Raw genomic sequence first — 14,381 nt, 5'->3', positions numbered from 1 at the left:
GCATGGCTCGGGTAGGGACGTGGCGCGAGGCGGTCACGCCGGCCGGTGGAACGGGGAAGGATCAAGCGACTTGAGCTACCGCCGGAGGCTCAGCGGGCGCGAGATCCAGCCCGGGCCGGAAGCGAGCCAGCTCCGGGAGATCGGGCACCAGGTGGGCGTGCCGATTGCAGGCGGCGACGGCCTGCCGCATCGAGGTGTGCGGCGTGCGGATACGGGTCCAGTCGCCGGTGGAGTAGCCGACCACGGCCATCCCGCGGCGGGCGTTGGGAATCTGGGTCGCGGCGAACACCGCGTGCGGGGAGACGTCGCCGAACGCCATCTTGGCCGTCGATTCGTCGTTGACGCGGTGCACGGTCCGGCCAGTCAGCTGAGCGCGGAGCATGGTGATGCCGTCACCGAGTTCGGAGCCGAAGCGCTGCCCGTAGATGTCGAGGAACATGCCCGCCGCGCGGCCGAGCTGGGCGAGGCGGATAAGGGCGGTGACGATCCGGTCCCGTCGCGGATCGTTCCGCTTGGCGCTGAGAGCAAGTTCGGCGATCTCGTCGATGGTGACCACCACCGGGACCGGGCGTAGGGCTTCGGGCAGGTCCCAGATGTTCGCGGCGATCTCGGCATCCGGGGTGTCGGCGCTGATCCGCTGTTCGCGGCGGACCACGTCGTAGATGGACTCCATCCGGGCCACGAGGGCTTCGAGCAGGTCGGCAGCGTCATCGGGATTGTCGGCCAGCGCGGAGAAGCGGCGTGCGAACGGTCCGAGTTCGATCTTCTTGCAGTCGATGCCGACCAGCGCGACCGGCTGTGCGGCGAGCTCCTTGATCACGGTCCGCTGAAGGACGGACTTACCGGACTGCGTGGCACCGACCGTCACCGAGTGCGGCACCTCCCGGTAGTCCCGGTAGTGGATCGAGCCGTCCTCCACGAGAGCAACCGGGATCTTCAACAGGCCGCGGTCGGTCTTGGCGGGCATCTGTACGTGCTTGAGCACGTCGTAGCCGGTCAGCGTGATCTCAACGACGCCCGGCTTCATCTCACGAGAGGTGACCTGATGGACGCCGAAGGAGTGGCGCAGCCGGTCAGCGGCGGCGGAGAACTCGAAGGCGTCCTGACCGGGACGCATCTTGATCCGCAGCCGGATGCCGGTCCGTGTCGGCCGCAGCCACAGCAGTCGGGGCACCCGCTGCTGAGGGACGGGCTTGTTGAACCACCGGGCGAGCGCCAGCCGAAGACGCGAGGCCGGCACTGTCAGGTGGCAGGCGTCCATGACGGCCGCGTAGCGGAAGCGGATCCGGAGCGCAGCCAGAGCGACGCCGAAGGTCAGCCAGTACCAGGCCGGACGGCGCCACCTCAGCAGCAGCGCCACCCCGATCACGATCGCAAGCGCGATCACTAACCGGCCCATGATCAGGCCGCCTTGGGCTTGGCTGCCTCGGTCACCAGCGAGGTGACGGCGACCGCACGGAAGCTGATCCCGTGCCGCTTCTGACCGTTGAACTCGTTCTCCCACGGCCGGGCCACCAGCCCGGTCAGGGCGACCGGCGTACCCATGACCAGCTCGCCGGAGATGTCGGGCTCAGCCACCGTGATGGTCACGACCTCGGCGTTGCCGTTCATCACGAACAGCACGTCCACGGTCATCAGCTTCGGCCCGTTGTCGCCGTCCGTCGCGATCACACCGTTCTTCTTGTCACGCATCTTGACCTGCGGGGGCTGAGCGACCATCAACGTCGCTCCGTTCGTGTCGACCGGGATCTGACGCATCGCTGGTTCTCCTGACCTTGCGGGGAGTTGAACCCGCCATCTGGCGGTGAGATCAGGAGACCGCGAGGAGTGGCGGACACATCACGGTCCGTATGGACGTTTGGGGACGTCTGAGCTACCGTCAAAACGTCCCTAGAACGTCCCGGCGAAGGGCACGTCATGGCCAACGAACGGCTGCGCGCGACGATTTCAGCAAAGGGCGAGACGATACAGTCCGTGGCTCAGCACGTCGGTATCGACCCGAAAACCGTGGAGCGTTGGATCACGACCGACCGCACTCCGCACAGGGGTCACCGATGGAAGGCGGCAGGCTTCCTTGGCGTCGATGAGGTCTACCTCTGGCCCACCGTCGAGAAGCAGGCCGAGACGGCGAGCACATCCGAGCTGATCACTTACTACCCACACCGGGGCGCAGTCCCGGCATCGCTGTGGTCATCGCTGATTCAGAAAGCGAAGAATCAAGTCGACGTCCTCGTGTACGCGGGTTTGTTCCTCTTCGACAGCAACCCGGACCTTCCGGACCAGTTGGTGGAGAAGGCAAATGCTGGAGCTCAGGTTCGCATCTTGATCGGCAATCCGGAGTCAGAGATGGTCCACCAGCGAGGCGTAGAGGAAGGCATCGGTGACGACCTGGCAGCACGAGCCCGGATCACACGGCGCTATCTCGAACCCGCGATGACGACGCCCGGCGTCGAGATCAAGTTGCACGACACGATCCTGTACAACTCGATCTACCGGTTCGACGATGACGTCCTGGTGAACCCGCATGTGCTCGGAGCGCCGGCCGGACAGAACCCGGTCCTGCACTTCCGGTACATCCCAGGCGCCCGGACGTTCCGGCACTACATGCGCAGCTTCGACTACGCATGGGAGCGCGGCCAGACCGCGTAGACAGCAGGTCGATCGACCAGGCATGCGACGCTGGAGGCATGCCCCGAATCGACTACTTCAACGACCCGAATGCCCCGAAGGCGAACAGCATTGTTCCATCGGTCACCGCCGTGGCACTGAACGAGGCCGGTCAAATCCTCTTGATCCACAAAACGGACAACAACCTGTGGGCACTGCCCGGAGGTGGCGTCGACGTCGGCGAGTCGGCCCCGGCTGCCGCCGTGAGGGAAACGAAGGAAGAGACCGGATTCGACGTCGAAGTGACAGGCTTGGTCGGCACCTACACCAACCCGGCGCATGTCATGGCGTACGACGACGGCGAGGTGCGCCAGCAGTTCTCGATCTGCTTCACGGCTCGAATCGTCGGAGGTGAGCTACGGACGAGCAGTGAGAGCAAGGAAGTCTCGTTCGTCGACCCGAGCAGGCTGGACGAGCTGAAGATTCATCCGTCCATGCGGATGCGGATCGATCACGGCTTGGCCAACCTCCCAGAGCCCTACATCGGCTGATCATCAAGGCGTGCGAGTGTCCGCTTGACGGCCGTCCCCAGGTAGGGCCGCGCCTTACTGATCGCGGTGTGCACTTCGCTGCCCGCCTCGTACCGGTCCAAGATCTCATCAATACGCTGATCGAAGTCGAAGGACTGTCCGGCGGGTCCGGTCGTCATGTCCGCATAGATCAGCGCGTCCAAGACCGGGGATTCCTCCCGCTCATACACGGACAACTCGGTTGTGAGCCCACGCTGTTCGGCCTCGAACACGGCTCCGGAATGATGAGCGACCAGCCGTACGAGACGTGCCGGCGCGCTGAGCGTCTCCAGGTGGCGTGCACCGTCGAGGGGGTGAAAGCCGGTATCCCGCAGCTCAGGGGCATAGCCGATGTCGTGCAGCCATGCAGCGGCGACGAGCAGATCCCGATCCTCTGGGGACACAGCCGCGGAAACCTCGGACGCACGTGCCGCCACAGCCTGCGTGTGCAGCCAGCGATTTCCGAGCGGGGGCAGCAGGGACTCGGCCAGTTCAGCCGCCCCCTGGGGCGTGTCCAATGCAGATGCCATGAAACGCACGGTAGCCGACCAGCCAGACCCTGGGACAGCCCAGCATCAGCCGCCCCGGATCATGGTGAGGCCAAACCTGATGCATCAGGAGCGGAGCCACGCGCGCTTGTGTCGCGCGACGGCGTAGACCTGCTCAACCTGCTCGGGGGTTAGCCTGCCTGAGATGGGGCCGAGAGCCGACACCTCGCGTTCCTGATAGACCCGCACGGTGTGCTGAGTGGGTACGCGGACCACGGAGGCGACATCGACAAAGGCGAGGACGGGCACCACGTCGGGGGCGAAGCCGGCGTAGCGCTCCAACACCCCTCGCACATAGGCGGCTTCCGCCCTGCTCGCTGCGGGGTAGGGGTGCGAGGAACCGTTGACCTTGGCCACGTCGTCGCCGACCCAGACCGAAGCACCGGGGTGCCTCTTCGTGTTGAAGACGAACACCCCGCCGGGACCGATCAGCAGGTGATCGATGTCCTCGCCATTGCCCTTGGGAATGCCGTGCAGGACCCGCCAACCATGAACCGTGAGCCGTTCCAGCTCACGGCCCACCCTCTTTTCCCCTTCGAGGCCATCGAGCCATGATTCCCAGCCCGAGGGGCGCTTCATCAGCTTGGACCAGGCTCGCGCAACAACCGAGGGGCCACGGACGGCCATATCGCTGAGAATCGCTGCACCGGGAGGGTTCTTCGCCAAATCATCGGCAACGGTGAGTTCGGGCAGAGACAGCGGACGTCGATCACCCCGGAACTTCGCCGGGGGTGAAGGCTGCTGAGGAGGCTTGGCCGGCCGAGGCCGACGAGTAGGCGAGGGGTCTGGGCGGTCGGTGCGCACGGTCACCGGATCACCGAGGTGTTGACGGAGCAGGGAAACAGCCTCGTGCCGATGTTCGGTGACCTTGACGGTGATGACCTTGGAATCCCGGTCCGCCCAAGCGACGGGCGTGCCGTCCGGCAGGTTCACATAGAGCCTGTCCTTACCGTGTCGCTTCCACCGATTCACCGTGAGGTCCGCCATCGCCCCCGCCCCCCAAGTGCGCATTTGTCCCCAGCACCCATGGCAGCAGCCGACGATGCACCCTGCAAGGGCGGCATGCGGCCAAACTTTCCCTACTTCATCAAGGCTCGCTGCGCTCGCGTCCAGGAGCCAACGGCGCTCATCGATCATCGCCAACCCGACCGCCGCACACTCCGCCCGAGCGCATCAACGGCCGCTTACGGCCCGCCTGCCACCGCCACCACGATCCGACCTCAGGGGAGGAAAGGCACAACTGCGGCCGGACCTCAACACCCCGCTTCCGGGGTCACGCCGCACCCCTCTCCACCCGGTTGCCTACACCAGTAGGTCGGATCAACCGAGGGCCGCACCAAGCGCGGCGGCGCCGGCCGGTCGCCGCCGCGCCGCCTCAATGTCTCCGCCACCGGCCGCACGTCGCCGCCCGTCCGTCGCCGCACACAGCGGCCACATTCCAACACGGGCACGGGGATGAACTGTGATCCCCAACGGTGCAGGTCAAAGACGCTGTGTGTCACCGAAAGAGGCCGGATCGTGGTGTCGGTGGCATGCGGGCCAGCGCTGCCAGATACGCGGGCATCCGTACGGCCCGCCGATCCCGCACCGGGCCACCGGCCGAACGGCGAGCGAGGCCACGGAGGGGGAGAACCCCTCTGTGGCTGGGGCGGTCGGCTCCACGACTTTAGCCAGCCACTTTGGCGCGAGCCTCGAAGATCATGGCCCCAACGTCGTGCTTTACCGGGCAGGTCCACAGACTGCCCGACGCGCCGGAAGCTTACGGGGCCATGATCACTCGCGCCAAAGCAGCTCCAGGCCAAACTCGTTCCACCGACCGCTGTCAACGGGTGTCCGCATCCTGGGTGATTCGAACTGATTTCGGATACATGGGTCGATTTCGCCGCGTCGTTGAACCTAAGACAGAACCGTCCGAACATGCTGCACAGCTGTCCAACGGAGTTGCGTGCCCAAGTTCACCAAGAGCGCGGGTGTTGGCCACCATCACATAGGCCCTGACCAGTATCGGCGGGTAAAATCGGTGGTATTACGAGTGTCTTGTGCCAGCTGGGGACGACAAGGCATGATCAGTCTTTCACCCTCCCTCCGCGCCTACACCTAATTCTTCCTGCTCTCCGGACTGAGGCGATGATGACCGCGACCGAGGACGACAGACTCCCTGCCGAAGCGCGCGCCCGCAAGCGCATCGACGAGCAACTCGCTGCCGCCGGCTGGCAGGTGCAAGATGGCAAAGACCTGAACTTGTTCTCTGGCGAAGGAATCGCTGTACGCGAAGTCCTGATGTCGGCCGGACACGGGCGGGTGGACTACCTGCTATACGTCGGCAAGAAGGTGGTCGGCGTCATCGAGGCTAAGCCTCAGGGAACTACACTTTCGGGCGTGGAGTGGCAGTCGGCCATGTACGCCACAGGCCTTCCGGAGCGCCATCGGAAGCGAGCCCACCTGTGGGACAACCGCCTCCCGTTCGTCTTCGAGGCATCCGGTGCCGAGACCCACTTCACCAACGGCTACGATCCCGAGCCGCGCGCCAGGAAGATTTTCGCGTTCCCTCAGCCAGAAACCCTGGCGCGGATCATCCGAGATGCCGCGGCCGCAACGCACGCCCCCACATGGAGGGCTAAGGTGCGGGCAATGCCACCGCTGGCCACCGAGCATCTGCGCCCCGCTCAGATCGACGCGATCCAGGGCACAGAGAAGTCGCTCGCTGCAGAGCACGCCGACCGCTCTCTTATTCAGATGGCAACCGGCGCAGGAAAGACCCACACCGCGGTCACTCTGTCGTACCGGCTACTCAAGCACGCGGGCTTCAAACGAGTCTTGTTCCTGGTGGACCGCAACAACCTGGCCGACCAGACTGCGGGCGAGTTTGCTAACTACCCCACTCCCGACGACGGGCGCCGCTTCACCGAAATCTACTCGGTACAAAAGCTCGCGGCAGCGGGCATGCTCGCCAGCTCCGGCGTCGTGATATCCACAATTCAGCGAGTCTACTCGGTATTGCGCGACAAAGTAGTCCCAGACGGCGATGATCAGCAGCTTGACGACTGGGCGCCGAGCGAGCCGGTCACCGTCCAGTACAACTCCGCCATGCCACCCGAAGCGTTTGACCTGGTCATCGTAGATGAGGCGCACCGCTCAATCTACGGAGTTTGGAAGAGCGTCCTGGAATACTTTGACGCTCATATCATCGGTCTGACAGCCACACCCGGGAAGCAGACGTTCGCATTCTTCCGGCAGAACCTCGTGTCGCAGTACACATACACGGAGTCCGTTGCGGATAGCGTGAACGTCGACTTCGACATCTATCGGATCAAGACCGAAATCAGCGAGCACGGGGCGGCAATCGAGGCTGGCACATACGTACCGAAGGTGGACCGGCGTACTCGTATCCAGAGGATCGAGGCCATCGACGAAACCCTTGAGTACCGAAAGTCCCAACTCGATCGCGCGGTCAGCAACCCCAACCAAATCCGGACGGTGTTGGAAACATTTCGCGACCGGCTATTCACCGAGATATTTCCTGGCCGCACGGCCGTCCCAAAGACTTTGATCTTTTGCAAGGACGACACCCACGCCGAAGAGGTCGTCACCCAGGTACGGCAGATCTTCAGCAAAGGCAACGATTTTGCCGCGAAGATCACATATCAGGCCAAGGACCCCAAGGGCCACCTCCAAGCTTTCCGTACCTCTGCAAGCCTGCGCGTCGCCGTGACCGTGGACATGATCGCCACAGGCACCGACGTGAAACCGCTGGAGTGCGTCCTGTTTATGCGCGACGTACGATCGGCACAGTACTTCGAGCAGATGAAAGGCCGCGGTGCCCGGACGATCGCCCCTGCCGACTTTCAAGCGGTGACGCCCGACCCCATGGCTCTGGAGAAGACACGGTTCGTCATCGTGGACGCCATCGGTGTCACGGAGCATGGCTTTATCGACCCTCCGCTGAATCGCTGCAACAGCGTCTCGCTGCAGAAGCTGCTTCAGAAGGCCGCGAATCTGACGATCACTGAGGACGAGACCGCCACTCTGGCCTCCCGACTCGCAGCACTCGAGTTGCAACTGAAACCGGCCGAGCGCGCCGAAATCGAGAGCGTCGCCGCCCAGCCGCTCAAGGCGATCGTCAAGAGACTCGTGGAGGTCTGCGACCCTGAGAAGCAGGCGAAGTGTCTTGACGCCGCTGGCCCGGGAGCCACCCGCGAACAGGTTGTGGACGAGATGATCGAGGCCGCCATCGAACCACTCGCGGCCAACCCGGAGTTGCGCAACCGGATCATGGAACTACGCCGTCAGCATGACCTGATCATCGATGACACCAACCCCGATACCCTCTTGGAGGCTTACGGGGTCGTCGACGGCGACAAGGCCATGGAGATCGTCTCAGACTGGCGCGCCTACCTGGACGAGCACCGCAGTGAAATCACAGCACTCCAGGTACTGCAAGAGGCTCACGCTGGCAGTCGCCCAGCCGGCGAGATCTTCGCTCAGATCCAGGAGCTGGCCGACCGCATCGCCCGTCCGCCGCACCGCTGGACGCCGGAAGTGCTATGGAAGGCGTACGAGCAAGTCGAGAAGACCCGGGTACGCCCAAACGCCAAGGCCAAGGTGACGGACCTGGTGTCTCTACTTCGGTTTACTCTGCAAGCCGATAGCGAGTTGATCCCGTACGCCGACAAGGTGCGCGAGCGTTACCGGGGCTGGCTGCTGCAACAGGAGCAGACCGGGGTCGTCTTCACTGAAGCGCAGAGGTGGTGGCTGGACAACGTGGCCGAGATTATCGCGGCGTCGGCAGTTATCGACGCTGACGACCTGGACGAGGCTCCATTCACCGAACGTGGCGGCATCAGCGGGGCCCTCCGCGACCTTGGCGACGGTGTCACCGAAATCCTCGTGACGATGAACAGGGAGCTGACCGCGTGATGAATTGGCCGATCGTGCCGCTGAAGGAAATGGGGTCATGGTTCGGTGGCGGCACCCCTTCAAAACGTCGTTCAGAGTTCTGGGAGAACGGCACAATTCCCTGGCTTTCCCCCAAGGATATGAGAGAGGACGTACTGCGCGGGACGCAAGACCACATCACTGAAGCCGCCATCGCCGAATCGCCTGTACGTCGCGTTCCCGCCAATTCGGTGGCTCTCGTCGTCCGCTCAGGCATCCTTGAACGAAAAGTTCCAGTAACCCTCGTACCTTTCGTAACGACTCTTAACCAAGACATGAAAGCCGTCTTCCCTCGCCCTGACATAGATCCCCGCTGGATCGCGTGGGGTCTACGGGCTTTCGAGCGGGAAATCCTTGCCACCACAAGGAAGGCTGGCACTACCGTTGCTTCCATTGAGGTTTCGAGACTGCTCGCCTTCGGAATCCCCGTACCACCATTGCTGGAGCAGCAGCAGATCGTCGAAGTACTAGAGGATCACTACTCCCGCCTCGAAAAGGCTGAGTCACTACTGATTCGCAGCAGCACCCAGATCCACATGCTTCGCGCAGCACAGCTTCTCTCTCTCACGCTACCCGAACAGGCAATTGATCAACTGCTCCGCGATCCTCGAGAGCTTGGAGGCGACGAGGAGCCGCCGACCAAATTGCCCGCCGGATGGTCCTGGAAGCGCTGGAAAGAAGTCGGCGCATGCCAGAATGGCAAGCCGTTTCCAAGCAAAGACTATCAAGACGAGGGAATCCGCCTCCTCCGTCCGGGAAATTTGGGAAGCGACGGAAAGGTTCACTGGGGTCGCAAAAGTACACGTTGCCTTCCTGAGCAATACCTAGAAGCACATTCAGGGAGTCTGCTCAAACCAGGCGATATCGTGATGAATCTGACCGCCCAGTCCCTCAAGGACGACTTCCTGGGGAGGGTTTGCCTTATAGGAGAAGGTGACGCCGCCCTACTCAACCAACGGATCGCCCGCTTGAGCTCTCACACCCTTCTTCCGGAATACGCGCTCGAAGTTTTCCGATCCAGACTTTTCAGGCACTACGTGAAATCTCTCAGCACTGGAAGCCTGATCCAGCACATGTTCACGAAACAGGTGGATAGGTTTTGGATGCCTGTGCCAGATCGCGAATCGCAGTCCCGCATCGTGGCTAAAATGTCGGACTTCGATAGCGTGTTGGAAAAGTTGTCGATCACACTTGAAATCCAATCCAGGAAAAATGGCGCCCTGAGACGGTCTCTCCTGGATGCGGCATTTTCTGGACGACTAAGCAAATCCGTCTCCGATGTGACAGGCGCTACGGAACCACCGGCCGCGGAGATTGATTCGCTCGAAGGAACTCTTTTCTGATGAAGCGGAGGTGAAATCGTTAGCACCCACGTGCGGGCTTGAGTATCCAACGATGGCACCGAATTTGGCGAGCGGAAGAACCGCAACACGCGGAGGCGCCATCGACATTGACATTCTTATGGGGCGGACGTCCCAGGGTTCTAAGGAAGAAAATCGTGGCGGATGGTCGTCGACTGGTTGACAAGCTGTGGTCATATGCTGGCGTATTGCGTGATGATGGCGTCGGAGTCATCGAGTACACCGAGCAGCTGACGTACCTACTGTTTCTGAAGATGGCGCACGAACGAGCTCACCGAAAGCTCAAGCCGGAGGAAATTGTCCCTGCCGAATTCTCCTGGCAGAATCTGCTGGACGCCAAGGGTGTTGCTCTGGAAGCCGAGTACACGCGGATCCTGTTCGGCCTCGGAAGACAGCGCGGAACCCTGGGCACGATCTTCCGCAAGGCCCAGAATCGAATTCAGGACCCAGCCAAGCTCGAGCGCCTAATTCACGATCTGATCGACAAAGAGAATTGGTCGTCTACCGGCACCGACATCAACGGCGATGCTTACGAGTCCCTCCTGGCTAAGGGAGCCAGTGATAAAGGATCAGGGGCCGGTCAATACTTCACGCCGCGTTCGGTCATCTCCGCCATGGTTGACATCGTGCGGCCCACCGTGGCCGACACCGTCGTCGACCCCGCCTGCGGCACCGGTGGATTCCTTCTGACCGCGTACGAGCACGCCTCCCAGAATGCCTCGCAGATGACGCCGCCGGAGCGCGAGCACCTGCGCGACTCTTTTGTCCACGGCGTGGAGCTCGTGGACGGCACTGCCCGCCTCGCGGCGATGAACCTGATGCTCCACGGCATCGGCACGCCGACCGGGGACTCGCTGATTGACGTAAAGGATGCCTTGATCGCCGACCCCGGCAAACGGTGGTCTGTGGTCTTGGCGAACCCTCCGTTCGGCACGAAGTCATCGGTCACGATGGTCGGCGAGGACGGCAAAGCCAGCCGCGACGACCGAACCATCGAGCGTCAAGACTTCGTCGTTACCACAAGTAACAAGCAGCTCAACTTCTTGCAGCACATCATGACGATCCTGAACATCAACGGGCGAGGGGCCGTTGTGCTGCCCGACAACGTGCTGTTCGAAGGCGGAGCTGGCGAGATTCTGCGCCGCCGCCTGCTGCGCGACTTTGAACTGCACACACTGCTGCGCCTGCCCACCGGCGTGTTCTACGCCCAAGGTGTCAAGGCGAACGTGCTGTTCTTCGACAAGAAGCCGGCCAGCGAAACGCCGTGGACCAGGAAGCTATGGGTCTACGACCTCCGCACCAACCAGCACTTCACCCTCAAGAAGAACCCCCTGGAACGCAAGCACCTAGACGACTTCGTGACCTGCACGAAACCGGGACACCCGCATGACGAACGCGAAGAAACCGAAATCTTCAAGTCGTTCACATACGACGAGCTGATCAGGCGTGACAAGGTCAACCTCGACATCACGTGGCTGCGCGATGAGTCACTCGAGGACCTCGACAATCTGCCGGCCCCGGAGACCATCGCCCGCGAGATCGTCGAAGACCTCGCTGCGGCCCTAGAAGAATTTGCTGCCGTGGCTTCCGCTTTGGAAGACGTTGAGACGGAGTTCGTCGAGTAAGGAGTCCATGCCACGGCTCGGGGTAGCTACCCAGACCTCGCCACCCCGAGCAAAGGGGCCCCGCAATGTTGTGGGGTGGCGTAAGGCGTTGAAGTTTGGGTTCCGATAGTGCTGCAGTAAGCGAGGGACTTCTGGATCCACGTCTGTGGACTATTAGCGCGCTCACCAGCACCCCAACGGTAGGGAAGGCTCCGATGGCACGCGGAAGCGTCAGTCGAGACACAGGTGCGCGGCCACGTCTTTGTACAGATCGGCAACCTTCTGCGGCGTTCCGTGGGGGTAGCGAGCAGCGAAGAGGGCACCCACACGCGGCTTGCTGGTGGTGTCCTTCTGTGCCTGGTCGAGGATGTGGGGGTCCAAGCGTCGCAGGTACGCCTCCAGTTCGCCGGACTTGCTGCCGTCGTCGCCAAACCCGTTGGCGAGGGTGAACACGCCCGCGGTCTCCCAGTAGTTGGTCCAAGCGCTGAAGTCATCCACATCGTCGGGCGGGTTGGGGGGGCGAAGCCGCTGCTTGGCGAGTTGTTTGGCGAGTGCGCTGGTGCCCCGCAGGGCTGGCCCATCGGCGATGACGGCCCAGGGGATGCCGAAGGCAGTGAGGTAGTTGATGTAGCCGCCGAAGTTGTTCTGCCCTCCGACGTCCAGCAGCGGAACGTTGGCTGCCTCCGGCCCTGGTTGGGTGGCTGTGTTCCACCAGTGGCCCAGGGCGCCCGTCTCCGACGCGCCCTCACACAGGATCACGGCGCGGGCGAAGAGCAGGGCCCTGGTGTCGGCGGAGGCTAGGTTCTGGATCCAGCCAGCCAGGGCCGAAGCGGTCGTGGCTGGAGCGCGGCGGACAGTGGTCGCCCCGCGCGGCCCTGAGGCTAGGCGGACGATGCGCTCGAGGTCGGCCTTCGTGGCCACCGGGACCAGGTCCGCGCTGTGGGTGATCAGGAGGGCTTGTACGTCTCGCAAGATGGTTGTAGCGATCCGTCGCTGCATGGTCGGATGCAAGTGGACCGCCGGTTCGTCCAAGACAATGATGCGTCCGGCCCCACCCGCTGTCAGGGCCGCTATCAGGACGGCCTCCTGCAGTCCTGCGCCGCTGAACTCAGCACGGCGTTCACCGTGCCCGGCGTCGATCACGACATCGATAACCATCCCGTCGGCGTCGGGAGATGCCTGGACCTCCAGGTGAGCCCCGGTGATGGTGTGAAACGTGGTCTGAGCTCTGCGGAAGCTCTCACGCTGGTCACGCGAACCATTTTTCAACCTGTACAACTCAGCCCAGGCACGGCTGCCGTCGCTCAGGTCGAGGGGGCCCACCAGCTCCGCGATGGAGAAGTGCCGGCGCGCGGGCAGGCGCCGGTTGACGGTCACCGAGACGCCCGCGGCCCAGATCTTCCCAAGCACGGCGTCGAAGGGCACGGAATGCTGCTCGGTCAGCCGCAGGGCCTTGGCGAGTGCGGTCATGGAGACGGGCCGGGGGCTGGACGCATCGTTGAGTGTGGGCACGCTGAACATGACGGGCTGCTCAAGCCCGTCCAGGAAGGCCGGGAATTCGTCCAGGTCAGGCGCGGGCTCATCGGTCACCCGCTCCATGACTACGGTCTTCCAGCCCTGGGCCGCTCCGGGGCGGAGCTGCTGCTGCCAGGGGCCCTCCAGCTGGATGTGGAAGGTGTCCTGGCCGTAGTTGAACTGCCAGGCGCAGGACCAACCAGTGTGCCGGTGGGAGTCGAAGTCCAACCGGAGTGTGCCGTGAAACAGTGCGGCCACTGAGTCCGTGGTGATGCTGTTCTCGGCGGCCTGCTCCAGCTCTTCGGTACTGGGCCCCATCACGTCGTGTTTCTGGCAGGCAATGCTGATGTACGAGGCCTTCACGAAGTCGGTGACCAGGTTCTGTTCCCATGGCTGGTCCAGTTCGAAGGAGACCGTCAACGTGAATGCGGAGGCCCCGTGGTGGCCGGCCTGCTCGTACAGGGAGAGCAGTTCGCGCTGCTCCGAGTCACGGTGGCGGCCCAGGAACGCAGATACAGCGGTGAGGACTTGGCACAGGTTCGACTTGCCCGCAGCGTTTGGGCCAGTGACCACGGTTAGGCCCTGCCCCAAGTCCATACTCAGCTCGGCGAAGGACAAGAAGCCTTGTGCCGTGATCCTGCTGATCTTCACGCTGTGCCCCACTCGTCCATTGGCTGCTGGCGACGATCCTTTCAGAATCTGCGGCGCCTGACCGCCGACGCGTGGACCTTGGTCTGGAGCGGTCCACACCCCCTGCGGAGTCCAGTTCACAGCATCCAATGAAGCCCTAAGTCATCGCAGCTCTCATAGCTGAAGGCTCAGCCACTGGCAGTTCGCATCTACTTGGGTTGCGATCAGCAGCAGGGTGCCGTGATGGTCAGCCCCTTCGTCACCATCCAGCGGCAACCGAGAACGGTCCGTACCCCCTGTCCCTTCTGCGGCTTCCTGACGCTCGATGAACGCGGAAGCTATGAGATCTCCCCCGTGTGCTCCTGGGAGGACGATGCGTAGGACAGCTACGACTCCAACCGGAGGATGGCAGAGGGGCGCAGCCGAAGTGGGTACACCGCTCGTCACAGGCTCCCGGTCTGACATCAACATCGCCAGACGACGACCGATCCCTACGTCCAAAGCTGCATCCGATTTCGCTTGGCGGGCACGGGCCCCAAGCCGCCCGCAGAACCCATGGAGCACACTCCTAAAGGGTGGCCACAGGGCGAAGTAGCCGGCGGACAGCCGCAG

General features: G+C 63.0%; 11 protein-coding genes. 6 read left to right on the top strand and 5 right to left on the bottom strand.

Going from position 1 to position 14,381, the window contains the following annotated elements:
• Positions 1 to 61: 61 nt before the first annotated feature.
• Complete coding sequence (locus ACFYW7_RS23430; RefSeq protein ID WP_389505371.1) at positions 62 to 1,399, bottom strand: FtsK/SpoIIIE domain-containing protein; 1,338 nt, start codon at positions 1,397 to 1,399, stop codon at positions 62 to 64.
• A 2-nt stretch (positions 1,400 to 1,401) separates the two neighbouring features.
• Positions 1,402 to 1,758: a hypothetical protein gene (locus ACFYW7_RS23425; protein WP_389505369.1), complete on the bottom strand. Its 357-nt coding sequence runs from the start codon at positions 1,756 to 1,758 to the stop codon at positions 1,402 to 1,404.
• A gap of 159 nt (positions 1,759 to 1,917) precedes the next feature.
• Here ACFYW7_RS23425 and ACFYW7_RS23420 point away from each other — a divergent pair, with 159 nt between their 5' ends.
• The gene (locus ACFYW7_RS23420) at positions 1,918 to 2,649 is read left to right on the top strand and encodes an XRE family transcriptional regulator (RefSeq protein WP_389505367.1); all 732 of its coding nucleotides are present in this window, start codon (positions 1,918 to 1,920) and stop codon (positions 2,647 to 2,649) included.
• Between the two features lie 38 nt (positions 2,650 to 2,687).
• A complete protein-coding gene (locus ACFYW7_RS23415) occupies positions 2,688 to 3,158 on the top strand; it encodes an NUDIX hydrolase (RefSeq protein ID WP_389505365.1) in 471 nt (156 codons plus the stop codon).
• On the opposite strand, the gene ACFYW7_RS23410 is transcribed toward ACFYW7_RS23415, so the two are convergent.
• Positions 3,146 to 3,706, bottom strand: a complete 561-nt coding sequence (locus tag ACFYW7_RS23410; RefSeq protein WP_389505363.1) for an HD domain-containing protein — start codon at positions 3,704 to 3,706, stop codon at positions 3,146 to 3,148. The genes ACFYW7_RS23415 and ACFYW7_RS23410 overlap by 13 nt on opposite strands.
• An 84-nt stretch (positions 3,707 to 3,790) precedes the next feature.
• Positions 3,791 to 4,657: a nuclease-related domain-containing protein gene (locus ACFYW7_RS23405; RefSeq protein ID WP_389505361.1), complete on the bottom strand. Its 867-nt coding sequence runs from the start codon at positions 4,655 to 4,657 to the stop codon at positions 3,791 to 3,793.
• A 1,197-nt stretch (positions 4,658 to 5,854) separates the two neighbouring features.
• Here ACFYW7_RS23405 and ACFYW7_RS23400 point away from each other — a divergent pair.
• The 3 genes from ACFYW7_RS23400 (at position 5,855) to ACFYW7_RS23390 (ending at position 11,645) form a co-directional block, all read left to right on the top strand.
• Positions 5,855 to 8,641, top strand: a complete 2,787-nt coding sequence (locus ACFYW7_RS23400; RefSeq protein WP_389505359.1) for a DEAD/DEAH box helicase family protein — start codon at positions 5,855 to 5,857, stop codon at positions 8,639 to 8,641.
• A complete protein-coding gene (locus ACFYW7_RS23395; RefSeq protein WP_389505588.1) occupies positions 8,641 to 10,002 on the top strand; it encodes a restriction endonuclease subunit S in 1,362 nt (453 codons plus the stop codon). Before ACFYW7_RS23400 ends, ACFYW7_RS23395 begins: the two co-directional genes overlap by 1 nt.
• 155 nt (positions 10,003 to 10,157) lie before the next feature.
• The gene (locus ACFYW7_RS23390) at positions 10,158 to 11,645 is read left to right on the top strand and encodes an N-6 DNA methylase (RefSeq protein WP_389505356.1); all 1,488 of its coding nucleotides are present in this window, start codon (positions 10,158 to 10,160) and stop codon (positions 11,643 to 11,645) included.
• A 210-nt stretch (positions 11,646 to 11,855) separates the two neighbouring features.
• Here ACFYW7_RS23390 and ACFYW7_RS23385 read toward each other — a convergent pair whose 3' ends face one another.
• On the bottom strand, positions 11,856 to 13,790 hold the full coding sequence (locus ACFYW7_RS23385) for a TOPRIM nucleotidyl transferase/hydrolase domain-containing protein (RefSeq protein ID WP_389505354.1): 1,935 nt from the start codon (positions 13,788 to 13,790) through the stop codon (positions 11,856 to 11,858).
• 222 nt (positions 13,791 to 14,012) lie between these two features.
• On the opposite strand from ACFYW7_RS23385, the gene ACFYW7_RS23380 reads away from it, so the two are divergent.
• Complete coding sequence (locus tag ACFYW7_RS23380) at positions 14,013 to 14,150, top strand: CPCC family cysteine-rich protein (protein ID WP_389505352.1); 138 nt, start codon at positions 14,013 to 14,015, stop codon at positions 14,148 to 14,150.
• Positions 14,151 to 14,381 lie beyond the last annotated feature (231 nt).

The sequence above is a fragment of the Streptomyces sp. NPDC002580 genome, assembly GCF_042889485.1.
Taxonomy (GTDB): domain Bacteria; phylum Actinomycetota; class Actinomycetes; order Streptomycetales; family Streptomycetaceae; genus Streptomyces.
This window is presented reverse-complemented; position numbering and strand designations above follow the sequence as displayed.